Origin of the sequence: Stappia sp. BW2, assembly GCF_008107695.1 — a bacterium.
In the GTDB taxonomy this organism is placed as follows: Bacteria; Pseudomonadota; Alphaproteobacteria; order Rhizobiales; family Stappiaceae; genus Roseibium.
In genome coordinates this window covers 572955-598501 of sequence record NZ_VIRG01000070.1, presented here as the reverse complement: position 1 = coordinate 598501, position 25547 = coordinate 572955, and the positions used below count along the sequence as shown (strand labels likewise).

At 58.8% G+C, this 25547-nt stretch carries 21 protein-coding genes; 14 read left to right on the top strand and 7 right to left on the bottom strand.

Going from position 1 to position 25547, the window contains the following annotated elements; all coding sequences use genetic code 11:
- Positions 1-141: 141 nt before the first annotated feature.
- From FMN63_RS21670 to FMN63_RS21650, 5 genes are all read right to left on the bottom strand, one after another.
- Positions 142-4377 carry a tetratricopeptide repeat protein gene (locus FMN63_RS21670; protein WP_148587298.1) on the bottom strand — a complete coding sequence of 1412 codons (4236 nt, stop codon included), beginning with the start codon at positions 4375-4377 and terminating at the stop codon, positions 142-144.
- 150 nt (positions 4378-4527) lie between these two features.
- On the bottom strand, positions 4528-5262 hold the full coding sequence (locus FMN63_RS21665) for a MotE family protein (RefSeq protein ID WP_148586223.1): 735 nt from the start codon (positions 5260-5262) through the stop codon (positions 4528-4530).
- Positions 5259-5828 carry a DUF6468 domain-containing protein gene (locus tag FMN63_RS21660; protein WP_148586222.1) on the bottom strand — a complete coding sequence of 190 codons (570 nt, stop codon included), beginning with the start codon at positions 5826-5828 and terminating at the stop codon, positions 5259-5261. The genes FMN63_RS21665 and FMN63_RS21660 overlap by 4 nt, the downstream gene beginning before the upstream one ends.
- Positions 5825-7021, bottom strand: a complete 1197-nt coding sequence (gene fliM / locus FMN63_RS21655) for a flagellar motor switch protein FliM (RefSeq protein ID WP_148587297.1) — start codon at positions 7019-7021, stop codon at positions 5825-5827. Before fliM ends, FMN63_RS21660 begins: the two co-directional genes overlap by 4 nt.
- A 50-nt stretch (positions 7022-7071) precedes the next feature.
- Positions 7072-7584: a flagellar basal body-associated FliL family protein gene (locus FMN63_RS21650; protein ID WP_205514199.1), complete on the bottom strand. Its 513-nt coding sequence runs from the start codon at positions 7582-7584 to the stop codon at positions 7072-7074.
- Positions 7585-7866: 282 nt separating this feature from the next.
- Here FMN63_RS21650 and flgF point away from each other — a divergent pair, with 282 nt between their 5' ends.
- From flgF to FMN63_RS21615, 7 genes are all read left to right on the top strand, one after another.
- Positions 7867-8607 carry a flagellar basal-body rod protein FlgF gene (gene flgF, locus FMN63_RS21645; protein WP_148586221.1) on the top strand — a complete coding sequence of 247 codons (741 nt, stop codon included), beginning with the start codon at positions 7867-7869 and terminating at the stop codon, positions 8605-8607.
- Between the two features lie 22 nt (positions 8608-8629).
- Positions 8630-9412: a flagellar basal-body rod protein FlgG gene (flgG, locus tag FMN63_RS21640; protein ID WP_148586220.1), complete on the top strand. Its 783-nt coding sequence runs from the start codon at positions 8630-8632 to the stop codon at positions 9410-9412.
- A gap of 17 nt (positions 9413-9429) precedes the next feature.
- Entirely contained in the window at positions 9430-10425 is a 996-nt protein-coding gene (flgA, locus tag FMN63_RS21635; RefSeq protein ID WP_148586219.1) for a flagellar basal body P-ring formation chaperone FlgA, read from the top strand.
- A gap of 1 nt (position 10426) precedes the next feature.
- Complete coding sequence (gene flgH / locus FMN63_RS21630; RefSeq protein WP_148586218.1) at positions 10427-11176, top strand: flagellar basal body L-ring protein FlgH; 750 nt, start codon at positions 10427-10429, stop codon at positions 11174-11176.
- A 185-nt stretch (positions 11177-11361) separates the two neighbouring features.
- Positions 11362-12126 (top strand): NAD(P)H-dependent oxidoreductase, encoded by a 765-nt coding sequence (locus FMN63_RS21625; protein ID WP_148586217.1) that lies wholly within the window; start codon positions 11362-11364, stop codon positions 12124-12126.
- A 132-nt stretch (positions 12127-12258) separates the two neighbouring features.
- Positions 12259-13065 carry a lytic murein transglycosylase gene (locus FMN63_RS21620; protein ID WP_148586216.1) on the top strand — a complete coding sequence of 269 codons (807 nt, stop codon included), beginning with the start codon at positions 12259-12261 and terminating at the stop codon, positions 13063-13065.
- 208 nt (positions 13066-13273) lie between these two features.
- A complete protein-coding gene (locus FMN63_RS21615; protein ID WP_209001266.1) occupies positions 13274-15256 on the top strand; it encodes a bifunctional 2',3'-cyclic-nucleotide 2'-phosphodiesterase/3'-nucleotidase in 1983 nt (660 codons plus the stop codon).
- Positions 15257-15532: 276 nt separating this feature from the next.
- Here FMN63_RS21615 and dksA read toward each other — a convergent pair whose 3' ends face one another.
- A complete protein-coding gene (gene dksA / locus FMN63_RS21610) occupies positions 15533-15949 on the bottom strand; it encodes an RNA polymerase-binding protein DksA (protein ID WP_006932683.1) in 417 nt (138 codons plus the stop codon).
- Positions 15950-16114: 165 nt separating this feature from the next.
- The gene (locus FMN63_RS21605; protein WP_162855081.1) at positions 16115-16534 is read right to left on the bottom strand and encodes a flagellar assembly protein FliX; all 420 of its coding nucleotides are present in this window, start codon (positions 16532-16534) and stop codon (positions 16115-16117) included.
- Between the two features lie 332 nt (positions 16535-16866).
- Here FMN63_RS21605 and FMN63_RS21600 point away from each other — a divergent pair, with 332 nt between their 5' ends.
- The 7 genes from FMN63_RS21600 (at position 16867) to FMN63_RS21570 (ending at position 25546) form a co-directional block, all read left to right on the top strand.
- Positions 16867-17991, top strand: coding sequence for a flagellar basal body P-ring protein FlgI (locus FMN63_RS21600; protein ID WP_162855105.1), 1125 nt, complete (start codon positions 16867-16869; stop codon positions 17989-17991).
- Positions 17991-18302: a rod-binding protein gene (locus tag FMN63_RS21595; protein WP_148586213.1), complete on the top strand. Its 312-nt coding sequence runs from the start codon at positions 17991-17993 to the stop codon at positions 18300-18302. Before FMN63_RS21600 ends, FMN63_RS21595 begins: the two co-directional genes overlap by 1 nt.
- Entirely contained in the window at positions 18299-18793 is a 495-nt protein-coding gene (locus FMN63_RS21590; RefSeq protein ID WP_148586212.1) for a flagellar protein FlgN, read from the top strand. The genes FMN63_RS21595 and FMN63_RS21590 overlap by 4 nt, the downstream gene beginning before the upstream one ends.
- Positions 18794-19068: 275 nt before the next feature.
- Positions 19069-19464, top strand: coding sequence for a hypothetical protein (locus tag FMN63_RS21585; RefSeq protein ID WP_148586211.1), 396 nt, complete (start codon positions 19069-19071; stop codon positions 19462-19464).
- A gap of 650 nt (positions 19465-20114) precedes the next feature.
- Positions 20115-21617 carry a flagellin N-terminal helical domain-containing protein gene (locus FMN63_RS21580; RefSeq protein ID WP_148586210.1) on the top strand — a complete coding sequence of 501 codons (1503 nt, stop codon included), beginning with the start codon at positions 20115-20117 and terminating at the stop codon, positions 21615-21617.
- Positions 21618-22260: 643 nt separating this feature from the next.
- Positions 22261-23763, top strand: a complete 1503-nt coding sequence (locus FMN63_RS21575; protein WP_148586209.1) for a flagellin N-terminal helical domain-containing protein — start codon at positions 22261-22263, stop codon at positions 23761-23763.
- A 289-nt stretch (positions 23764-24052) separates the two neighbouring features.
- Complete coding sequence (locus tag FMN63_RS21570; RefSeq protein WP_148586208.1) at positions 24053-25546, top strand: flagellin N-terminal helical domain-containing protein; 1494 nt, start codon at positions 24053-24055, stop codon at positions 25544-25546.
- The last annotated feature ends 1 nt before the right edge of the window (position 25547 follow it).

Below are 25547 nucleotides of genomic sequence, written 5' to 3'. Positions count from 1 at the left end.
GATCCGAGCAGGTGCCTGTCCAGAAACGACAGCAGATACTCGTGGTGCACGTTTTCAGCAGCACTGCTTGGAGTATGGTCGGCCATGCCCCGGCAACGAGAGCAGCATATTGCGCCAAATCTTCGTCAAATGGGCTGAGCTTCAGCCCGCCGCCTCATCCGTGACAGGACCAGCCGCGGACTGATCCGGGCTGCGGTCAGGCGACATGTACTGGCGCCGGTATTCCTTCAGGAATGTTTCGAGGGAGTCGACATCGGCCAGACTGTTGGCAACTTCGAGAAACTCGACGCCCTGCGCCTCGATCGGCCGGGTGACGACCTCAAAGGCCATGGCCTCCGGGCTGTCGGACATCTTCTTCATGTATTTCGTTTGCAGCCGCTCCAGGCTTAGCTGATCGCCCGCCAGAGAATAGGCAATAGCGGCCCTCAGGATGTCGCGGCGTTCCAGCTCGTCCAGCGGAATATTGTCGGACCAGCGTGAGCCGTGCATGGCTTCCAGTTGTTCACCGGCGTCCCGCCAGCTTTCAGCTGCCCAGAAGGTATCCGCCCGCAGCCGGTCGACATCCGACCCGCGCATGTTGCGAACCAGCTCAAGCGCAAGATCGGGACGTCCGCTTTCGGTCAGCGCACGGGCCTCAACGATGTTGCGCTGGCGCTCCAGCGTCGAAGGCAGGCTCGCCTGCCGTGTCCGATTGAGCACCCGCAAGGCTTCTTCGGCCTTGCGGTCCATCAGGTAGATCGCGGCCAGATCCGCTGCAATCTGCGCCCGGGCCCCACCTTTCAACCGATTGTCGACCTGGTGGCGCAGCAATTCAGTCGCCTGATCCAGCAAATCGACTTCCACCAGCTTTTTCGCCAGAAGGCGGACCATCTCGTCGCCCTGACGACCGATCGGCACCAGCTCACGGAAATCATAAAACAGTGCCAGTGCTTTCACCGGCGGCATTTCATCCGCCTTGCCGTCGAGGAACAGCGCGCTGAAAAGGCCGTTCATTTCTTCCTGCAGCAACCGCGTGGTGTCCGCATCGGGCTCGGCCTGAACCGCCGATTTCATGGCTTCGAACGCTTCGCGATACTGGCCCTGTTCGGCGTAGAGCTGCGCCAGAAACCGCAGGGTCTTCAGTTCGATTTCATCGCCGCGCCAGGACGTTGCCAGCCCGGCAAGCTGGTCGATGGCCTCATCGACGGTAAGTTCGCCATCCCGGTACCGGATCCTGAGGGCGCGGTATTCCGCTTCGGCGGCGCGCGGCCGATCCTCGGACTTGGTCACGAGGTCAAACACGGTCAACGCTTCCTGCGAGCGGCCGGAAGCATCGGCCACGCGGCCACGCAGAATATCGTAGCGGGCGGCCTGCGTCCGTGTCACTTCGGAAGGCTCGATCTCCGCCAGCATACCGTTGGCAACGCCGAAATCGTTGACTTCAACCATGGCCTGGGCAGCGGCGAGCTTGAATTCCGTCTGGATCGCCGAAGGATAGTTGCCGACAACGGCCCGTCCTCTGGGCATTGCAATGCGGGCGGATGTCCAGTTGCCCAGCTTGACATCGACAATCGTCTGCCAGACCGCGGCATCGGGGCTGTTCTTCAGGTCCGGCCGGTTCAGATGCGCAAACGCGATGTCAGGCCGGTTTGCCAGGGTCTGTGCAGCCCCCATCATGAGGTTGAACGAGCTGTCTTCGGCCAGGGCAGGTTCTTCCTCCAGCGCAAGCTTCATCAATCCCAGCGCTTCCTGCGCGAACTGATGCGCCAGATAGAACCGCGAGAGTGCCATCAACGCCTTGCGCCGCTTGCCTGGTTGAGCCTTCGCCAGTTTGTCCTGAAGCTCCAGCAGGCGGGTGCGATAAGCGCCCGGGCCTTCCGTGCTCAGGGAAACGAATTCGATGAAGTTGCTTTCCTCCGGATCGACGATCGTGCTTCTCGAACCGGTGCCGCCGCGCAAACGATCGCTGGAAAGAGCAAGACCGCCTTCCTTTTCGATGATCACATCATCCCCGATGATCTTCATCTTCAGACCATCGGACTTGGGCACGACAGCAATGCCCTGGGCGGAACTCAGCGCATCCAGATCCACAAATGTCTGGGGCTTCAGCAGACCGCGCGGCGGACCGAACCCGGTGACGAGCGAAATCGTGTCGCCCACGAAGGGGTCCGTCACTTGACGGATATTCTGCGGATCCTGATAGAGCACGCGCAGCACGGAGCCACCGTCGCCCCGCACGTTCCGCTCCAACTGAAGCGGAATGGACGGCTCCAGGATCAGATCGCCAATCACAAGCGACCAGGCGTTTCCATCGACCCCCACGGTGGCCAGCACCGGATCGGTCATATCCATACGCAGGATCTGGTAATCCTCGTATTGCTGAACATCGATGGTTTCTGCTGTTTCGGCCAGCGCCGAAACCATCCCTCTGGTGTCGATCGTGGCATCGGTGTCAAACACCAGCCAGATGCTGTCGTTGCGGCGGAACACCGCGCTGGAGACCGGCTCGGAAAACGGAAACACAACCCGGACCGTGTTGCCGATGCGCCGAGCCTCGGCGGAAACGAAATTGCGGACTTCTTGGGCAAAATTTTCCGGCGGCTGTTCAGGTGACGGGCGCTGCTGGTTCAACTCCTGCCCACCGGTGGCACGCCAGGTTTCGGGCTCAGACTGCTGCTGGTCGGGAAGCTGTATCCCTGCCGGAACCTCACCGCTGCCGAGTGTCGGAGAGTTGAGGATCTGAACCGGCGCCGTGCCATCAGGCGCATTGGGCTGGCTGCCCTGGTCCATCGCTTCAACCGGTTCCAGGGTCGGAATACCGTTATTCTCGGGCGCTGCTTCCTGCTGCTGGTCATTGATCTGCCGGGTCGATAGATCCAGCATCGGTGCCTCCCGGACGATTTCGCCATCTTCCGGAAGCACCTCGTTCAGTGGCAAAGCACCGGGATCTGTCGCCTGGGCAACAGTTATCGGGCCGTCGCCGGACTGAGTTTCGGCCGCGGTCTCGCCTGCTGCCTCCGTTGCAGGAATGGCAGCTGTCGTCAGCACATCTGCCGATGCGTCAGCCGATACCGGCAGCACGGCGGCAACAAGCTCGGGGGCAGGAAGCGTTTCGACCGCCGAAGCGGTCGGGAGTGCGTCAACACCAGCGGCTGCGATCTCGGTCCCGCCGTCCAACCCGGGCGGCGGGTCGTCCTGCAACCTCGGCTTGGCGCGGGGAACCATCGCAAGCTGTGTTTCAGCAGGCGCTTCAGCGCGGCCCGATTCCGGATCCGGCTCGGCCTGCAGCGACGCGGACGGGCCTGGAACCTCATCAGGCGACGGCTGCGGTGTTTGTGGAGCCTGCGCGCCTTCGTCGGGCTTGCTGCTTTCAAGCGGAACCACGATATAGGCCGGCGATTCATCGGCCCTGGATTCCTTCAACGCCCCGCCACTCGCCGACGAGGCTGCCTTGGCTTGCGGATTTCCGCGCGGATTCTTGACTTCGCGCATGTCCCGCAGGCCCGGCGCGGTAATCATGTTCTTGCGGTTTTCATTGTCCTCGACGGACAGTTCCTTGTTGATCAGCGCATTTGCCGGATCGTTGACTTCCATGTTCTCCGGCGTCACGTCGATGACATAGGTCTGTTCCTCACGGAACGCCCGGATGTCGACCGACGGCTCGACGCGCATCAGGAACTTCAGCTTCCCCTGGTCCAGGAAGGACGTCGCGTCGATCACGCCCTGGGGCAGATGCGCGCGCAAATGGGCAATGTCGAGCTGTGCAGGGTGATTGAACGTCACCTTGATGATGTCGTTTTCACGCACGAACGCGGTGTCGAACCTGATCGACCAGTCGAACACCAGACGGGTAAATGTCGGATGCTCACCCACATGCAGCGTTACCTCAGGGCCTTCCTGGGCCTTCAGGCGCGCCTGCTCGAGCGCACGAACCTTGCGCATTGCCTCTTCGGCACGCTTGGCAAGATCGCGCACAACGTCATCCGGAAGCCCCGGCGGCAAGCCCTGCCAGTTCAGCGGCAGCAAGTCGATAAACAGCTTTTCACCGGCTTCCAGCGTATTGATCTGGAACTGGTTCTTCAGCGCAAACCGGATGGCACTGCCGTCCGGGTCACGGCGAGCGATCGTCACGTAATTGCCGAGGTCCAGCGGAACGTCGTCGACATTGATGTCGATCGGATCTTCGAACGAGATCCGCAGGACCCCGCCGGTAATGACCGCGTCATAGATCGGTAGCAGGGTGCGATCCTTGAAGGTCAGGACGATACGGCCATAGCCCTCTTCCTGGGAAACGCTCAGATCGACCGGTTCAAGATTGTCGGATTGGGCCAAGGCGGTCCCGGTCAGACAGACAAGGCCAAGCCAGACAGCAGCCAGCAGATGAGCGAAAACGCGCACCCCGTCCGCAAACGCGGGAATTCTGCCGGTCTGGTATGTCAGGATAGGTCCTGGCAAGATGCTCTGTCCTCGGATGACGCCAACACACTATTGTTAGTCAGGTCTTGTTAACGTGCCCTTACGCGGTACGCGGGAATCCGGCCTTTCCGGTCAGTTTGACGGAATTTTCGGCAGCGCCTCCGGCACTTGCGCCTGAGCCTGCGTCGGTTTTGTGTCCGCGGAAGGCATCGGAGAGGCATTGGCGATGGCCACAGTCATGCGTTCGGCTGCTTCCGGATCCATTTTTCCGAGGATATCCGCCATCTTGCGAGGCTTCATCTGCCGCACCACCTTCAGCAGGACCGGCAGGCTCAACCGATTGAAGATCCGCGCGGCATCCTTTGGCTTCATGCTTTCATACATGGTCACCAGGCCGGCGATCTCGCTTTCTTCCTGCTCCTGCTTCTGTCCGACCGCAGCCTCGATGCGTTCCTCGAGCTTCTTCAGCTCGTTGACCCGCTTTTGAATGCGCTCTTCCGTGGCCTGAAGCAGCTTCTCGCGAAGGTCCAACTGGCCTTCCTGCTCCTGCAGCGTTTCACGCCGCCTGCCAAGGCTTTCCAGAACCGCGCGCTCGGCGGCCGAACCACCGATTTCCAGACTGTCCGGCAAGGCCGGTTCACCAGGAACTCCGCCACCAGGCGGCGGCGGCGGTGGCGGCGGACCGTCCATGGCCGCCTCCCCGGTTGGCTCAGCCATGTTTCCGTTGCCGTCCCCCGGCGTTTCCTGTGCTACTGCGCCATTGATGGGAAGGTTGCTGCTTTGCGGACCCAGCGCGAAGCCAAGCAGCTTCAGGGCCAGCAGAGCGCTTGCCGAGATTCCCAACAAAGGCAGCAGTCTCAGGTTCATGCAGCAGCACCGTTCCTCTTACGGAATTGTTCCAGCCGCGCCGTTGCCTCCGCCGCTGCACTGCGGATGTCGGAAGCCCGGCTGCTTCTGCGGCGCTCCGGCTCCACGGCCGGAGCTGCCTGGACATAGCCAGCAGCCTGAGGCGCATATTGTTGCGGCGCCGGTTGCGGCTCCAGTTGCGGCGGGGCCGCATAGGGATCGCTTCTCGTCACCGCTTCTCTTTGCGGTGCGGCCGAACGGGCCGCCTCTGCAATCTGCGATATCCTGGTAAACACTAACTCACCTTCGCCGACTTGTTCGGCGAGAGTATGAGACATGGTTTCTGCTTGCTTAAGACGGCTTCCGAGAGTCTTGTCGGCCTCCGCGGCGGTCGTCTTGAGGCCGAGAATGGCACGCTCGGCAATTTCCGTTGCCGTCATCAGCTCCGAAATGGTTGCCCGCAGGACCTCTTCATCGGCTCGCAACCGTTGCAGGCGGCTGTTCAGCGTGAAGCAATAGCCGATGGTGATCACCAGAAGAACAGCAACCAGTCCTTCAATGATCATTCCGAGTGGCAATGTGCTCATTGGTCCCCCATTTCGCTTTGCATGGCGCGTTCGAAGGCGGCCAGCGTCATTTTTGGCTTGCGCAAATTCTTTGCGACACGGATGGCAATGGCATCGTCCACCTTGCCGAGTGTGCCCTCGGTCAGGGGAATGTTGCCGCATTTGATCGTCACCGGATCGGCCGGCTCCTTGTCGAAGACAAGCGTCTGACCGACGTCCAGACTGAGCACCCGTCCGAGTGGCAGGTAAGTTTCGTAAAGAACAGCATCGACTTCGACTTCGGCGGCGTGAATTTCAGTCGCCAGGTGGCCTTCCCAGATCGGGTCGCGGCCAAACTTTTCCCCCATGAACATTTGCAGCAGCAGATCGCGGATCGGCTCCAGCGTTGCATAGGGCATCATGATTTCGACGGACCCGCCCCGATCTTCCATGTCGATTCTGAGTTCGACGAGAATGGCGGCGTTGGCGGGCCGGGAGATCGCGGCAAAGCGCGGGTTCGTCTCCAGACGTTCCAGGTTGAAGTGAACCGGCGACAGCGGTGCGAAGGCGTGCTCGGCGTCCTGCAGGATCAGCGCCACCATCTGCTGAACCAGACCGGTTTCGATCGTGGTGTAAGGCCGGCCCTCGACACGTACCGCAGAGGTTCCCCGCCCACCGCCGAGAAGCACGTCGATGATCGAATAGATCAGACTGGATTCGACTGTGACCAGGCCAAAACCGTCCCATTCCTCGGCCTTGAAGACACCGAGAATAGCCGGCAGCGGAATGGAGTTCAGGTAATCGCCGAACCGGACCGAGCTGATGGAATCGAGCGACACTTCCACGTTGTCGGACGTGAAGTTGCGCAAGGAGGTGGTCGTCAGACGCACCAGACGGTCAAACACGATTTCGAGCATCGGCAGACGCTCGTAGGAGACCATCGCCGAGTTGATCAGAGCGCGGATGCCGCTCTGGTCTCCCGCAATCGTGTCCTCGATGTTGAAGCCGAGGAGGTTGTCGATTTCTTCCTGGTTCAGAACACGATCGGCGCCGCGCGTGGCGTTTTCCAGATCCGGCTCGCTGTCGTCGATCATGGCCGCCCACTGGGCCGCCATGTCGTCGGAGCTGCCGGCGCCCTGCTCCTCTAGAGCAGCACCCCACGCCGCGGCGAGGTCATCGTCGTCGTCACTGCCGGCACCCTGCTCTGCAAGAGCGGCTCCCCAGGCATCGGCCATGTCCTCTTCGGACAGGTCGTCTTCGTCGTCGATATCAGACATCTATAAAGTCACTGGACAAGGATTTCCTTGAACAGCACCCCTTCAACTTTCGCCGGATAGACCGACAGATTGATCCGCCTGAGCAATTCTTCCTTCAGGCGGAACAAACCGGCAGACCCTTCCAGGTCCGCAGGGCGAAGCTCACGCAGATAGATCTGAAACGCATCCAGGATCCTCGGCAGATACGGCTGGATCTGATCGATCATCGCGCGGTTTTCGACTTCCAGGGCAATCCTGACCTTGAGATAGGTCGTGCGCCCTTCCGTCGCCAAATTCACCGTCATTTCCGGCAGATCGTAGAAGACCACCGGCTTTTGCACTTGCTGAGGCGCCTCGGGGTCTCCCGGAACCGGCGCAGGCGCGCTAGATCCCATCAGAAAATAATACCCCGCCCCGCCCGCTGCGAGCAGAACCACCAGACCGATGCCGCCGAAAAGGATCAGCTTCTTCTTGCGGCCACCGCCACCAGCTTCAGCTCCGTCCTCGCCGTCTTCTCCGGCTGCGGCATTTTCATCAGTCATTCCGCACTCCGATCCGCAGGCGCTCGCGCGCGCTTATTTATTACTAAAGTGTTAATGGTTAACGAATGGTTACCGGCCCATTAACGCGAGTCACCGGGCAAAAATTGCCAAGTGGTTAACTTCTGCCGGAATCTCTTGCCGCATGCACCCGCCCCATTTGCTTTTTACCCAGATTTCCCAAGGATTTAAAAACTGGCACGCCTCGTGCATTAACCTTAACGAGCCAGCGGATCTGGGGAGATTGGCCGGCTCAATCGGGGAGCACGAAGGGAACCGTTCACTATGGAGAACGCTCAACTAGTTGCCTTATCAAGGCAATCGATCCTGCGGAACCATCTGGACGTGATCGCCAACAACATGGCGAACATCAATACGTCCGGGTTCAAATCGCAGAATCTGCATTTCGCGGAATACATCATGCCGGTGGCGGACGGCTCGGCCTTTGAGCCGCAGGACCGCGCCATTTCCTATGTCGACATGTTCACGACTCGGACCGACTTCACGGACGGTCCGGTCCATATGACCGGAAACGAATTCGATCTGGCCCTCAACAGCGAGGGTTTTTTCGCCGTGCAAATGCCAGACGGCACCGAAGCCTATACGCGCAGCGGCGCATTCAAGCTCGATGCAACCGGCCAGTTGATCTCCGCAGACGGCAGTCCGGTCATGACCGAAGCCGGTCCAATCACTTTTCGTGCCGAGGACGGCCGCGTCGAGATAGCCCAGGACGGCACGATCTCCACCCGTCTGGGCATTCGCGGCCGCATCAAGGTCGTTGATTTCGAGGATCCCCGGACGCTGGAGAAGATCGGTAACACGATGTTCAAGGGTGAAAACCCGATACCGGCCCAGGAAGTGCGTCTGGTGCAGGGCGCCGTGGAAGGATCCAACGTCTACGGCATCACCGAAGTCACGCGCCTCATCGAAGTGACGCGCGCTTACGACTCCACATCCAAAATGGTGAAAGACCTGGATGAGTTGCGCCGGCAGGCGATCTCGACCCTCGGCAAACTGCAGGCCTAAGAGCCTCTAAGGGATCACGACCATGAAAGCACTTCACATCGCCGCAACCGGCATGAAGGCCCAGGAACTGAACGTCGAAGTTATTTCGAACAACGTCGCCAACATGCGGACGACGGGCTTCAAGAAACAGCGCGCCGACTTCCAGGACCTGCTCTACCAGAACCTTCGGCGCATGGGCACGGAAACATCCGATACCGGCACCATCGTCCCGACCGGCATCCAGATCGGGTCCGGCGTCAAGATCGCGGCCACCGGCCGTATCATGTCCCAGGGCTCTCTCGAACAGACCGGCAAGGAACTGGATGTTGCCATCCGCGGAGAAGGCTTCTTCCAGATCGACATGCCCGATGGGGGGACAGCTTACACCCGCGACGGTTCGTTCGAGCGCGATGCCAACGGGCAGCTCGTGACCATTGACGGCTATACCGTCAATCCGGGCATCAACATTCCACAAGCGGTGAAGGACGTCACCATTTCAAACACCGGTGTCGTCCAGGGTGTCGACCAGGCCGGGAACACGGTGCAGCTCGGTCAAATCCAGCTTGCCCGCTTCGTCAACAAGGCCGGCCTCGAAGCCATCGGCGACAACCTTTACCTGGAAACCGACGCCAGCGGCGCCCCGGAAACGAGCAATCCGGGTGACGAGAGCTACGGCACGGTGCAGCAGTATTTTCTTGAAATGGCCAATGTGGATGCAGTGACGGAAATCGCAGACCTGATTTCCGCCCAGCGCGCCTACGAGATGAACTCACAGATCATCCAGGCCGCCGACGAGATGTATTCCACCACCACGAACCTCCGCTAAGACCGAGGCTTGAGACGATGATGAGACATCTGCTGAAAGCCGTATCCGGACTGCTGCTGGCGGGCTTCCTCTCCCTGCCGGCCCAGGCCGGTAACAAGGCGGACGAAAAGCCGGTCCTGCGGTCGCAGGTCATGACCCTGTCGGACATCGTGACCGTTGGCGACTTCTACTCAAACGCCGGGTTGCTGGCTTCCAAGCCTTTGTTCCGGTCTCCGGACATGGGGACTTCCGGCAATGTGCCGGCGGATGTCGTCGCCGAGCGGGCCCGGGCCGCCGGACTGGAAACGGCAGGCACCGACGGCCTGAGAACAGTTGTTGTCCATCGGGGTGCAACACGGCTGAACCATGACCAGCTCGCCGGGCTTGCCCGCCAGGCCCTGGCGGAGCGCAATGCCGGCCTCGATGCCGAGCGCCTGGATATCCGCCTGCTGCAGGCACCTGATGAGGTTCTCGCCGACCCCAAGGTGCACGATCCGATCCGGATTGACCGTGTTGAGTGGAACAAGTCGAGCGGCCGCTTCACGATCCAGGCAACCGTGGCTGTCGAAGTCGGCACCGAGCCTCTGACCTTGAGCGGCGTTGCCACCGAGATGGTCGATGTGCTGGTTCTGGTGCAGCCCGTGCGCCGGGGCGACATTGTCCGCGAAGAAGACGTGAACATCGTTCGCCAGGCACGCACCAAGGTTCCTGCAGGCGCCCTCACCGAGTACGAAGACATCGTCGGCAAGCAGGCCCGCTCCACCTTGCGCGCAAATGCCCCCCTGTCTCGCAACGACCTTCAGCGCCCGATCCTGATCGAGCGCGGTGAGAAGATCACCGTGACCTACGTCATGCCGGGCATGAAGCTGACCTCTCGGGCGCAGGCCATGGATCATGGCGCCAAGGGCGACGTGATCGATGTCATGAACCTGCAGTCGCGGCGCATCGTGCCCGCGATGATTACCTCCCGCGGCCAGGTCCGCGTTCACGCCGCCAATCCAATTGTTGCAAGCTTGAACAGCGAGAAAAAATAAAATGCTGAGCACCTTTCCCAGACACCTGCTGGCAAGCATCGCCCTTTCCACCCTCGCTGCAGGCTGCGGCACTGCCGACAAACTTGCGAATGTCGGCCAGCAGCCAGCCCTGAATGCCATTCAGGATCCGACCACCACTCCGGGTTACCGGCCGGTGCAGATGCCCATGCCCGAACCGCAGCAGGCCCATTACAATCCGAACTCCCTATGGCAGTCCGGCAGTCGCGCCTTCTTCAGGGATCAGCGCGCCAGCCAGGTCGGCGATATCCTGACTGTTGTCGTGACCATCGATGACCAGGCCGAGATCGAGAACAAGACAGAGCGCAAACGCAGCGAAACCAGCGGCGCAGGCGTCGGCGGCGCTCTCGGCACCGCGATCGACACCATCTTCCTGCCGGCAAGTACGGCTGCCAGCGATCTGGCCAACGTCAACAGCGACTCCAGCTTCTCCGGCGACGGAAGTGTCGACCGCAACGAAACCCTGCAGACCACAGTCGCCGCCGTGGTGACCCAGGTTCTGCCGAACGGCAACATGGTGATCGAAGGTCGGCAGGAAGTGCGCGTGAACTTCGAAGTCCGCGAACTGATCGTCGCCGGTATCGTCAGACCAGAGGACATCACATCCGACAACCGCATCGCCAGCGAGCAGATCGCGGAAGCGCGGATCGGGTATGGCGGCCGTGGCCAGATTACCGACGTCCAGCAGCCCCGGGTCGGCAACCAGGTCCTGGATATCCTGCTGCCGTTCTGATCCCCAGCCTTTATCAGTCCCCCGGCCGAAGCCGGCGGCGTGTTCTAGAAGCGCCACCGGACCGGCTGATGACGGGCACGATGTCTCGCTCCCCGAGCATCGTGCCCGTTCTCATTTTCAGACCGGAACAGACCAGTTACAAAAGCCTTGTGTGATTTGCTGTTCCACCCGGAAGGTCCGACCGCGTGACCACAACCCTGATCGTTCTTGCCCATCCTGCGCATACCTCCTTCAACGCCGCCTGGGCGCACGCCACCGAAGCGGCATGCCTGTCTGAAGGTGGCGAGGTTCTTTGGTCAGACCTCTACCAGCTCGGTTTCGATCCGGCGGAACGGGCGGAGCATTATGCTGCAGACATCGTCAGCGATCCCTACGACGTCCTGAAAACCCAGGAGGCCGCCTCCACGGCCGGTAATCTTCCGGCGATTGTCGGGCACGAAATCGAAAAGCTGCGCAGGGCCGACCGGATCGTGTTTCATTTTCCGGTCTGGTGGTTCGCGCCCCCTGCCATTTTGAAAGGCTGGTGCGAGCGTGTTCTGACCAACGGCGGCCTGCACGATACGTCCAATCGCTTCGATACCGGCCACTTCCGGGGCAAACCTGCGCTTTTCTGCGTCACTACGGGCTCCAGGGCGAGCGAAAGTGCCCACAACGGCAAGGAAGGCGACATTCAGATGCTGCTTTGGCCGATGGCCTATACGCTGCGCTATCTGGGTTTCAGCGTTCTGGTACCCCGGATCGTTCACGGTGTTCACGGCTATCACAAAGGCGCGGCAAAGGAAGATCTGGAAACGCGCCTTCAAAACGAGCTCGACCACCACCGGGACACAATCGCCAGGTTCGAAACTCTGCCGAAAATCGCATTCAATGCCGACAGCGACTTCGACCGGGACGGAACCCTTCACCCCGACGCCCCCTCTTACACCCCCTTCATCCGGCACGAGCCGTGATTTTCCGGCGACGGGAAAAGACGGGGCCGGGTTTGTCCTCCGATAGATCTCTTTTTCCTCTATCTGCCCGATGACGCTACCGCTTTTTCGGATAGAATGGTGATTATCTTATATTGGCCCAGCGGGGATTCGATGCGCCTCCTTTCAGCAGTCGTCTTTGGTTTTGTTCTTCTGTCCGCCCCTTCCGCCTGGAGTGCCTCATGCGGCAACGGCCCGGGCGGTTTTGACGCCTGGAAACAGGCTTTCATTGCAAATTCTCAAAGCTACGGCCTCAAGAAAAGGGTCGTGGAATCGGCTCTCAAGAACGTGAAATACAACAAGAAGGTCATTTCGCTCGACCGGAACCAGAAATCCTTCAAGCTCAGCTTCAAACAGTTCTATGCCAAGCGGGTCAACAACGCGATGATCCGGCGTGGCAAGCAACTCGGCAAGACCTACGCCCGTATGTTCCGGGGCATCGAAAAGAAATACGGTGTGCCCGCCCCCATCATCCTGTCGATCTGGGGCCTTGAAACCAACTACGGCAGTTTCTCCGGCAACATGCCGGTTCTTCGCTCTCTCGCAACGCTCGCCTACGATTGCCGTCGGTCGGCTTTCTTCACCGAGGAGCTGGTCGCCGCGCTGACGATCGTTCAAAGACGGGACATGCAGCCGGCAGAAATGAAGGGGGCATGGGCAGGAGAACTCGGGCAGACCCAGTTTCTGGCAACCAGTTATGTCCGCTATGCAGTCGACTATGACCGCGATGGCCGCAAGGATCTGATCCGGTCCATTCCGGACGTACTGGCCTCCACGGCCAATTACCTGGCAAAAAAAGGTTGGCGCCGCGGCCAGGGCTGGGGCCCGGGCACGGCCAACTACAAGGTTCTCAAACAATGGAACAAAGCCAGCGTCTATGTGGAAACGATCTCGGTCATGGCTGAACAGATCAGCGAATGAGCCTGCATTGACCGCAGACGATCCAGCTTGACAAAACTGCCGTTCCGGGCAGCAATTCCTGTCATACATGTGACACTCTTGCGGACCAATACCGTTAGTTGCGAACACATGGCGCACGGCTGGCACGGGCGGCTGCCGGCCTGTCTTTGCGCTGTTTCGCCAGGTAACATCGACACCAACCATTGAGCGGCCGAACAGGAGCCAACTCATGTCCACTCTCAAAGACTTTTCGATCTCGCGGCGCACGCTCCTGATGGGCGCAGCGGCAACAGGCTTCACGGCTGCGCTTCACCCCTATTCCGTTCTGGCCAAGGAAGGCACGGCGCACCTTCGTCTGATGGAAACCACGGACCTCCACGTCCATGTGTTTCCTTACGACTATTACAGCGACAAACCGGTCGATACCGCAGGCCTTGCCCGCACAGCCACCCTGATCCGCGATATCCGGAATGAAGCGACCAATTCCGTTCTGGTGGACAATGGCGACTTCCTGCAGGGCAACCCGATGGGGGACTATGTCGCCTATGAACGCGGCATGCACGAGGGCGACCTGCACCCCGTGATCAAGGGCATGAACGTTCTCGATTTCGACGCGGCAACGCTCGGCAACCATGAATTCAACTACGGCCTGGACTTCATGATGAAAGTGCTGGCCGGCGCCAATTTCCCCGTTGTGTGCGCAAACCTCGTCAAGGGAAGCACGCTTGCGGGCAATCCGCGGGACGACACCCTGTTTTTGAAGCCCTATGTGATCGTCGAAAAGCAGGTCACGGATGGTGCAGGACAGACCTATCCGATCAAGATCGGCTTCATCGGCTTTGTGCCGCCACAGATCATGAACTGGGACCGCCGCCATCTGGAAGGCAACGCCAATGCGCGCGACATTGTTGAGACCGCCAAGGCCTTCGTCCCGGAAATGCGCGAACAGGGCTGCGACCTTGTGATCGCCCTCTCCCACTCGGGGATCGACGCCAACGATTTTTCCGAAGGCATGGAAAACGCCTCGCTGCACCTTGCCGGTGTCGACGGCATCGACGCCGTCTTTACCGGTCACCAGCATCTGGTTTTCCCCGGTCCTCAATATGAGGGCCTGCCGGGTGTCGACAGCGAAAAAGGCACTCTGTTCGGCAAACCCGCCGCCATGGGCGGTTTCTGGGGATCGCATCTGGGCGTCATCGACCTGATGATCGAGCGCGACGGTAACGGCTGGCGTGTTGCCAATTTCATGACCGAAGCCCGCCCGATCTACGAAAAGGAAGGCCGCACCGTCACGCCGCTGGTGGAGAGCCAGCAGGATGTGCTCGACGCAGTGCAGGAAGACCATGAGGCAACCCTTGCCTATGTCCGCCGCCCCGTCGGCAAGACGTCCGCCCCCTTGCATTCCTACTTTGCCCTGGTGGCTGACGATCCGAGCGTCCAGATCGTGTCAAAGGCTCAGATCTGGTACATTGAGCAGATGCTGAAGGGCACCGAATGGGAGGGCCTGCCAGTGCTCTCCGCCGCCGCCCCTTTCAAGGCCGGTGGCCGTGGCGGCCCGGACTATTACACCGACGTTCCGGTCGGCAATGTCGCCATCAAGAACGTGGCCGATCTCTATCTTTATCCGAACACCGTACGCGCGGTCGCCATCAAGGGCAGCACGGTGAAGGAATGGCTGGAACGTTCTGCCGGCATTTTCCAGCAAATCGAGCCGGGCAAGACCGACCAGACGCTGATCAACCCGGAGTTTCCGAGTTACAATTTCGATGTGATCGACGGCGTCACCTATCAGATCGATCTGAGCCAGCCGTCGAAATATGACTCCAAGGGCGAAGTGATCAATCCGGACGCCAACCGCATCGTCAATCTGCAGTTTGATGGCGCTCCGCTCGACCCGGAAGCCACCTTCGTTGTTGCGACCAACAACTACCGCGCAGGCGGCGGCGGCAATTTCCCCGGTATCAACGACGACGTCGTCATATTTGTTGGCCCGGACACCAACCGCGACGTTCTGGTCCGCTACATCGTCGAACAGGGCACCATCAACCCGTCAGCAGATGCCAACTGGTCTTTCAAGCCGATGCCCGACACCACCGTTCTGTTTGAAACCGGCCCCGGCGGCACGGAACACGCCGCATCGGTAGAAGGGGTCAAGATCGAACCGGCCGGCGACGGCGCAGATGGCTTTGCCCGTTACCGGATCACGCTCTGACGTTCGCGGCTGAGGTCAGCCTGCTTTAACGAGCAAGCGTCCCCCAACCTTATCCTGAGGAAACACGAAGCACTGTCTCGAAGGATTGGCCACCTGCACCTAGGTGTGCCGCCATCCTTCGAGACGGACCTGACGGTCTTCTTCAGGATGACGTTGCGTGGGACTGTCCGCACGGGATGTCAGGCTGCAGACATAAAAAAACCTTCCCACAAGGGGAAGGTCTTGAAAGTCGTTACGGATCTGCCGTCTGTGCGGCAAACCGGCCGTTTCTGGAAATCAGTCGTCGCGATACACTTTTTCCCGACGCTCGTGGGCTTCCTGAGCCTCGATCGACAAAGTTGCGATCGGGCGCGCCTCGAGACGCCGAAGAGAGATCGGCTCGCCGGTCTCTTCGCAATAGCCATAACTCCCGTCCGTAATGCGTTCCAACGCATCATCGATCTTCGAAATCAGTTTCCGCTGCCGGTCCCTGGCACGCAGTTCAATGGAGCGGTCTGTTTCGGACGACGCACGGTCGGCAAAGTCTGGGTGGTTCTGGCTTTCCTCCTGAAGATTGGCGAGGGTTTCCTTGCTTTCCTTCAGGATCTCTTCTTTCCACACAAGCAGCTTGTTGCGAAAGTACTCGCGCTGCCTGTCGTTCATGAACGGCTCGTCTTCCGAGGGTCGATATTCAGACTCAATTTCTACCGTCATCGATAGCTCCGGATTACCGTTATGCCGGGCGCAATATATAGACCGTTCCCCCAGCCGACAACGGTTCATTTGTTAAAAATGGCATCAAGGAAAGTTTATACCTTTCAAGACGTTGCGTTAATTTTAGTCGTTGTGATGGCAAATTTTACCGATATTCCGCTACGCTCAGTCCTGGAATCGCCCAAGCTTGGCGAGCTCGACTTTGACCCGCAATTCGATCTCTTCCAGCACTGAATCGACCTCCGGGTCGCCGCTCGACTGGCGTTTGGAAACCTGCCTGGCAAGCAGTTCCAGCCTGTCTTCCGAGACGTGCCCGGCAAGCAGGTCGGTCCGAACGGATTCCAGCGTGTCCAGAAGATTGTGCCCGTGCTTGGCGGCGCGAGAGCGACGCTCGGCGCGGTCGTCGACCTCCTGCAAGGCCAGCAAGGCATCCATGCCCTGTATGGAGGCGCCGCCTGCGGTCTGGGAAGACTGCGAGACCTCTCCCCCCAGATCCGGCGCGAACTGGTTGCCGCCAGAGGAGACGCCCTTCTTGGCATCTCGGCCCCGAACGCCAGTAATGGGTTTGTTGCCTGTAATACGCATGATCGATCTTTCAGTCGGACTGACGGTAATTCTGGCGTACGGAGCAGCTCAGCCCGTCAGATTCTGCCGGTAAGGGTAAATGAGTCCTTGGGGGTGAGGCAATATTTGCCGACCGGCAGGTCCATTTCTTTAACCTCAAACGACAGTTTTACGTGGACATGCTGGCCATCATACCAGCAAAGAGCGCAGAATTCCGTCACTTTGATACAAAGACCCACCGCTTTTGCAAAAGTGGCACGGCTCTCGCATTGCGCACTTCAAGAAATTGTCTCCCGGCACCTGCGCCGGAAACACAAAGACGGACCGGATCAGTAATGCGACAAGTTGGTGACATGATCTGCAGAGGGTTCAAGCGGGTGGCGCTTCTGGGAGCTGCCGCCGCAATTGCGGCAACAGCCTTGATGGCGCCGGCTCAGGCCGCGTCCCGCATCAAGGACATTGCCGATTTCGAAGGCATTCGCGAAAACCAGCTGATTGGCTACGGCCTCGTGGTCGGCCTGAACGGAACCGGCGACTCGCTCAACAACTCGCCTTTCACCCAGCAGAGCTTGCAAGCCATGCTGGAACGCCTCGGCGTCAACACCCGCAATATCGACCTCAACACCAACACTGTCGCCGCTGTCATGGTGACCGCCAATCTGCCGCCCTTCTCCACTCAGGGAACCCGGATCGACGTCAACGTCAGCGCGCTTGGCGATTCTGACTCGCTTCAGGGAGGCACACTGCTGGTCACGCCTCTGGTCGGCGCTGATGGCGAAGTCTACGCCATCGCCCAGGGGTCGATCGCCATCGGCGGCTTTTCCGCCCAGGCTGACGCCGCCTCCGTGGTACGCGGAGTTCCCACGGCAGGACGCATCGCAAATGGTGGCCTTGTGGAACGTGAGCTGGATTTCAAGCTTGCCTCTCTGACCACACTCCGCCTCGCCCTCCGTAATCCGGATCTGACCACAGCACGGCGCGTTGCGCTGTCCGTCAACGAACTGATCGGTATGCCGACCGCTGAGCCTCTCGATCCAGCCACCGTGCGCATCGATCTGCCCCAGCAGTACGACGGCAACATTGTCGATCTCCTGACCGACATCGAACAATTGATCGTCGAGCCGGATCTGGCCGCCCGTATCGTCATCGACGAGAATTCAGGCATCATCGTCATGGGCCAGGACGTGAAAGTGTCCATGGTCGCCGTTGCCCAGGGCAACCTGACCGTGACCATCGCCGAATCTCCGCAGGTCTCGCAGCCGCTGCCTTTCGCCAACGGCCAGACCGCCGTCGTACCGCGCTCTGACGTGAGCGTTGACGAGGACGGTTCCAAACTCGCCATCGTTCCGCAGACCGTGACACTGAAACAGCTTGTCGATGGACTGAACGCCCTGGGGATTGGGCCGCGCGACATGATTTCTATCCTGCAGGCCATCAAGGCCGCAGGCGCCCTCCAGGCCGACATCGAGGTGCTCTGATGGCCGAACTGGTTTCTCCCGCATCCTTTCAACAAAGCCCGCTGGACACGCTGCGCGGCGTTGACCGGACAAACAAGACACGGGTTCGCGAAGCAGCCGAGGAGTTTGAGGCCGTTTTCCTGAACACCATGCTCCAGAACATGTTCACAGGTCTTGAGAACGGCGGCACCTGGGGCAAGGGCCACGGGGCGGATGCCTGGCAGAGCCTTCTGGTTGACGAATATGCACGCAACATCGCCGCATCCGGCGGCATCGGCCTGGCCGACAGCGTGGAACGCGAACTGCTCGCATTGCAAGAGGGGTCAAGATGACCGCACAAGCCAACGCCTCCACCTTTCCGTTTTCCCTGGACCGGCCTGCCAGCCAGCAGGAAGCCGAGCAGTTCTGCTCTGCCCTGTCGAGCACGATGGAAGCCCTGTTGTCCGTGATTGAAATGGAAACCGATCTGGTCAGGGCAGGAAAACTCCGGGAGGCCGGCGAACTTCAGCCGGACAAGGCCCGTCTGATCCACGAGTATACGCGTGGTATGATGACCGCCAAGGAACACGCGGTTGCCCTGGGCAACCTGTCTCCGTCCTCCACCCAATCACTCCGTCGGCAGCATGCCGAGTTCCAGCCTGTCCTGCGCATCAACCTTGCTGTGCTTTCAACCGCAAGAGAGGTTGCCAACAACATCGTCGCATCAGTGGCCAAGGCGGCCGGTGCGAAAAACGCCAACGCACCGACAACATATGGACGCAACGGCTCCGCACCGGTTGGCCCACAGTCTGCCCGTGGTATTGCGGTCAATCAGTCGCTTTGAAGGTTACGACCAACCTTTAACGCAATCGAAGCAAAACCCTTCGAGAAGAAAAGCTCCCTTTTTGGGAGCTTTTCGTGTATTTACCGGACACGCTCAGCTTATCTGATTTTCTATTTTCGCGCCCGAACCTGCCTGAGGCAACGAATCAGGAACAGCGACAATCGGATAGATCGCGACCCTTAAAAGTCTAATCATTTCGTTAACGGAGGATTCATTCCCTTACGTTAGCCTCCTCTATCTATCGGGTAAAAGTTGTAAGTCACCCGGAGGAAAAGATGTTGGACACGGGATTGGCCCGGCCGCCATCGCCGACATACACGGCGATAACGCCGGTTACACGGGCTCCGGAGCGCAATGCTCCCTCTGTTGAGACGGACCTTCCGGTCGAAGAGACCGTCAGACCGTCAACCGAGACGCAAAACGGACAGCGTAGTGCGAACAACGAACGCGACCAGCGTTCGCTGAGCGAGCGGTTTTCTTCCACGGTCGAAAGGCAGAATGTCTTCGATCAGGAATATGAAAGCCTGGTCTATGTCGCGACCAATACCGAAACCGGTCAGGTCGTTCGCCAGATTCCGGCTGAAACGCTGTTGCGGCTGCGGGCTTACAATGAGTCCATCCAATCGCAACAGAGCCAGGCCACCACGGAACCGGTGCAGCGCGTCATCTGACCGGCAGCCACCTGACGCTCGTCCCTCGCCTGTTTGCGACGGCAGGCATGCCCTTGGTAACTGTCTGCCGGTCATTTTCTGCTCTTTCCAGTGCATCCGGGACACAAGCATCACCTCCCCTTGATGCGCGTCAGGCCCCGCCCCCTTCTTCAGCACACCGAACTGCGTTCTTCCCTCCCCCGGGGTCTCTGGCCCATTGCCTTGCGAAGCTCGCTCTTGGAAGCTTGACGGCAATCACCTCCTGCAGATCGGCCTGACGGCACAGTAACGACAGTCTGTTGGTCACCCGTTGTTTGCGCTGATAGCGGCACTTTCATTGGCTGCACCTGGACCGCGGGTTAACAACTTTGTCAGACTACCGGCAAACCGACTTTCTTCAGGGAAATTTGCAAGACCGAAGCGCCCTTTCAAACGGGGCCATCAAGTATTCGACTTGCACCGTTAAGAGTTTCACTTCGCCTCAAATATCTCTTTAAAAACAATTGACTCAACTCTTTCTGGCAATGATTTTAGTTGCTCGGCTTAGGGCGCTGTTAAGGTTAATTCTCGCTAACCATCTTTGTTTAGAAGTTGTTACAAGAAACCGCCGATAGATGTTCCTCGGATCCAGGAAGGGTCCTCGTACCTAGTATTCCTAGAAAGGAAACATCATGGCTGATATTACTCTGTCCAGTGGGGTTCGCGCGAACCTCAACACCCTCCAGTCCACCGCACAGTTCATGTCTGAAGTCCAGAACAAGCTGGCGACCGGCAAGAAGGTGAACTCTGCTCTGGACAATCCGAACAGCTTCTTCACGGCTTCCGGCCTGACCTCCCGTGCAAACGACCTGTCCACTCTTCTGGACGACATGGGCCAGTCCACACAGACGCTGAAGGCTGCCGATCAGGGCATCCAGAGCATCACGAAGCTCGTTGAATCTGCAAAAGCAAAGGCCAACCAGGCCCTGCAGACCCAGAGCCAGTATGAGCGCAAGCAGTTTGCCTCTCAGTACAACGACCTGCTGACGCAGATCGAAGACCTGGCGAAGGACTCCGGTTACAAAGGCAAGAACCTGCTCGCAGGTGAAGGCAACGACCTGAGAACCATCTTCAACGAAGACTCCACTTCGAAGCTCGACATTGAAGCTGTTGACTACACCGACACCGCCCTGTCCACCGGTCTGAACCTCTCCGACCTGGCAGAAGGCGAAGGCGCTTCCTCAACCCTGCAGCTCCAGGGTGGTTCAGCCACCTTCACCCTGCAGGATGCAGGCGGCTCCGCTCTGAACACCAGCTCGACTCTCTCCGAATCCACGCTGGTTGCTTCTACCACGAGCTCCCTTAGCTTCATCGACGACACCGCTACCACTCCGGCCGTTATCTCCGGTACGAGCGGCGTCTCCGGCGGGGCAACTGTTCAGGACCTCGTTGATGGCCTCAATGCCATTTCCGGTGTGCGCGCCGAATTCGACAATGACACCGGCGAACTGAGCATCTACTCGGATGAAGACTTCTACATCAGCAACGACTCGACAACGACTGTCCTGACGGGCTCCAATGTCGACGCAACGGCCTTCACTTCGACGACCGACTCGCTGATCGAATCCGGTTCGTTCTCTGTCGGCGATACGCTGACACTGACCGACGGCAACGGCTACGAACTCGGCTCCTTCGAGATCGAAGACGACAGCACCGTTGATGATCTGGAGAACTTCATCAACGACTTCAACGGCATTTCCGCCAACTTCGACACCGGCTCGGGCAAGATCACCATCACGTCCGAAACCGACCTATCGCTGACCAGTGACAACGCAGACTTCGCAAGCTCCGGCTTTGCGGCGGATACCGACGGGATCAACATCTCGGCGATTTCCGACAGTGGGTTTGCAACGGACAGCGACATTAACCGGGTCGTTGATCGCTTGAACACAGCTCTTGGCAACCTGAGAACACAGGCTTCCTCCTTCGGTACCAACCTCTCCATCGTTGAAAACCGTCAGGACTTCACCAAGAACCTGATCAACACGCTGGAAGAAGGTGCAGGCAAGCTGACGCTGGCCGATACCAACGAAGAAGGTGCAAACCTGCTGGCCCTGCAGACTCGTCAGCAGCTGGCATCTACCTCGCTGTCCTTCGCAGCACAGGCAGACCAGAACGTTCTGCGTCTCTTCTAAGCCGAAAACTCCGGTTAGAACGACATTGGAAAGCGGGCTTCGGCCCGCTTTTCTCTTTTTAGGCGGAGCAAACGCGCTCGGCAGGTCGCCCTGATGACACGCTCGCCGGTCTTTGCGCCTCCTCCCTCTCTCCCATAGTCATGGCTGCCCTTCCCCTTCCATAGAACCGGCAACGCCGCTCACGGCCCGTTCGTTAAGGTTCTGCTGCGGGCAGATCAAAACCTGACTCGCAATATGCGCAGGCTCGCTGGTTTGATTACGGCCAGCACAGTCCATCCGAACTTCTGCGCACCTCCCCTCATCTGCATGCGCAACCTTGAGCATCACGACGAATTTTTTTTCCGATTGCTTCGCCCACCGGGACACAGACTAGTCAAACTTCGCAGAATTCCATGTTTTCTGCGCCAGCGTACCGCTGCAAGATTGCTCCTTCCGCAGTAAAGACACTGATATTTGTGGGCACCGTCACCCGGTTGAGCAGGACAATCTCACTGCCATTTCAGACAAGGTCCCAAAGGGGGTTAACGTCCCGATAACCAAATTTTTCAAGCATTTAACCATTGATTAAGGTTAACGCTCGATCATCGGTCCCAACCTGCTCAGGAAGAGCAGATGAAATTTGACCCAGGAAAGGGATAATTCGATGCGTGACATTACGCTGTCAGCCGCCGTGCGGCAAAACCTCCTCACACTTCAATCAACCGCAGACCTGATGTCGGGTGTTCAGAACAAGCTGGCAACCGGTTTGAAGGTGAACTCCGCGCTGGACAATCCGAACAGCTTTTTCACGGCGTCCGGCCTGAACTCCCGTGCAGGCGATCTCAGCACCCTGCTGGACGACATGGGCCAGTCCCTGCAGACCATCAAGTCTGCAGACAAAGGCATTCAGACGATCACGGATCTGGTTGAAACTGCGAAAGCAAAAGCCAACCAGGCGCTGCAGACCCAGAGCCAGTACGAGCGTAAGACCTACGCAGCACAATACAATGCTCTGCTGGAACAGATCGAAGATGTCGCCAAGGACAGCTCGTACAAAGGCAAGAACCTGCTCGCAGGTGACGGCAACGACCTGACCACCATCTTCAATGAAGACGCAACGTCCAAACTGACTATTGAAGCGGTCGACTACACGGACACCTCTATTTCCACCGGTCTGAACCTTTCCGATCTGGCTGAAGGCGTGGGCTCTTCGACCACCATGCAGCTTCAGGGTGGTTCAGCCACCTTCACACTGCAGGATGCCGGCGGTTCCGCTCTAAACATCAGTTCGGCCCTCGTCGACTCCACTTTGGTAGCCTCCACCACCAGCTCCCTCAGCTTCATTGACAACACTGCAACCACTCCGGCCGTTATCTCCGGTACGAGCGGCGTCTCCGGCGGGGCAACTGTTCAGGACCTTGTCGATGGCCTCAATGACATTGCAGGCGTACGCGCTGAATATGACAACAACACCGGCGAGCTGAGCATTTACTCGGATGAAGACTTCTACATCAGCAACGACTCGACAACGACTGTCCTGACGGGCTCCAATGTTGATGCAACAGCCTTCACTTCGACGACCGACACGCTCGTCGATTCCGGTTCTTTCGCGGTGGGTGACACTCTCACGCTGACGGACGGCAACGGCTACGAACTCGGTTCCTTCGAGATCGAAGAAGACAGCACCGTTGATGATCTGGAGAACTTCATCAACGACTTCAATGGCGTTACCGCCAACTTCGACACCGGCTCGGGCAAGATCACCATTACGTCCGAAACCGACCTGACATTGACCAGTGACAACACGGACTTCGTCAGCTCCGGCTTTGCTGCGGATACCGACGGGATCACGCTCTCCGCGATCTCCGACAGTGGGTTCGCAACCGACACGAACATCAACCGTGTCATTGACCGGTTGAACACCAGTCTGTCTAACCTGCGATCCCAGGCTTCCGAATTCGGTACCAACCTCTCCACTGTAGAGATCCGGCAAGACTTCACGAAGACCTTGATCAATACTCTGCAGGAAGGTGCTGGTCTTTTGACCCTGGCAGATACCAACGAGGAAGGTGCAAACCTGCTGGCCCTGCAGACACGTCAGCAGCTTGCCTCAACCTCTCTGTCCTTCGCCTCGCAGGCGGACCAGACCGTGCTATCCCTCTTCTAATTCACAGAGAATCAGTCGGACGCACGACTCACAAACAAGCAACGGAAACGGCGGGCCACTGGTCCGCCGTTTTCGTTTTTGGCCTGAATTACTGTCGAAAAGTGAAATTTTTTATCGTTGAAAATCAAAGCCTTAAAAGAAAGCTTTTGGTAACTTTTATTTACAGCACGTTAATACGTGCATCAGCGATTAACTTTCCATTTAGATTTACGACAAAGGTGCATGCTCGACTTGAAATACCTGCATGATGCCTTTGGCGAGACCTGAATAGGGAAAGCGGTGAAGTCTGATGCCTGATATTGTTCTCTCCAGTGCTGTCCGGGACAATCTCCTGTCGCTGAAACAAACGGCTGATTTGCAGTCGATCACGCAAACGCGCCTGGCAACCGGTTTGAAGGTCAACACGGCGCTCGACAATCCGAACTCTTATTTCACCTCCCAGTCGCTCAACGACAGGGCAAGCGATCTCTCCAACCTTCTGGACAACATGGGCCAGGCGGTTCAGACGATCCGGGCCGCGGACAAGGGCATCACGTCCATCACGAAGCTGGTAGAATCCGCAAAGGCCATCGCGAACCAGGCCTTGCAGACATCCAGCGAGTATGAACGCAAGCTGTTCACCAGCCAGTACAACGATCTGCTCGAGCAGATCGAAGACATGGCGCGGGACTCCAGCTACAAGGGCAAGAACCTACTTGCCGGGGCCGGAAACGAGCTCGAGGTTATCTTCAACGAGGACAGCACCTCGAACCTCACCGTCAATCCGGTCGACTTTACCGACACATCTCTGGACGACGGGCTCAATCTTGACGATCTCGATGCAGGCGGCACCGGCACATCGTCGTTCAATCTGTTCGGCGGTACGAGCACCATTTCCCTGTCGGGCTTGCAGGCCTCCTCGAACCTGACGGATCTGGGTGACTGGGCGACCGGCAACATTGTCAGCATCACGGATTCGTCCGGCACCACCAACCTGACTGTCGGTACCGACATCACCACGGTGCAGGATTATGTGGATGCGTTGAATGACCTTAACGGCGTTCAGGCCACTTTCGACGAAGCAACGGATTCCATCACGATCACCTCCGGCCTCGACAACGCGCTGTATATCTCCAAGGACAATACTGGCGGCGGCGCAGCGACGGACGGTGGTGATACCGGTGGCACCACGACAACCATGACTGTGTCCGCACTCAGTTCGACGGCGACACTGGTCACGTCCGGCGGTTTTCAGGCCGGCGATACGATCACGATCACCGACGGTAACGGCTTCGAGCCAGCCTCGCTGGAAATCGATGAAGAAACCACGGTTAGCGATCTCGTGACCTTTATCGACAACGTGAAGGGTCTGGATGCGACCTTCTCCGGCGGCAGCATCAGCCTTATCGGCGAAGTGTCTTTCGACATTTCCAGCAGCAACAACGACTTCAACAGACTGACGCTCGGATCCTCATCCGGCACCGTGTCGCTGACGGCCGCGGCATCCGAGTTCAAGTCGGATACAGATATCGATCGAACGCTGCAGGCCATCAACGCGGCGCTCGATGAGCTTCGCAGCGCGGCCCGCTCCATGGGTACGGCGCTTTCAACTGTGGAAATCCGAACCGATTTCACACAAAATCTGATCAACACGCTGGAGGTTGGCGCAGGCCACCTAACAATTGCGGACATGAACGAAGAAGGTGCTAACATGCTTGCGCTGCAGACCCGTCAGCAGCTTTCTTCGACTGCTCTGTCTCTGGCCAACCAGGCAGATCAGAGCGTCTTGAGCCTCTTCGGTTAAC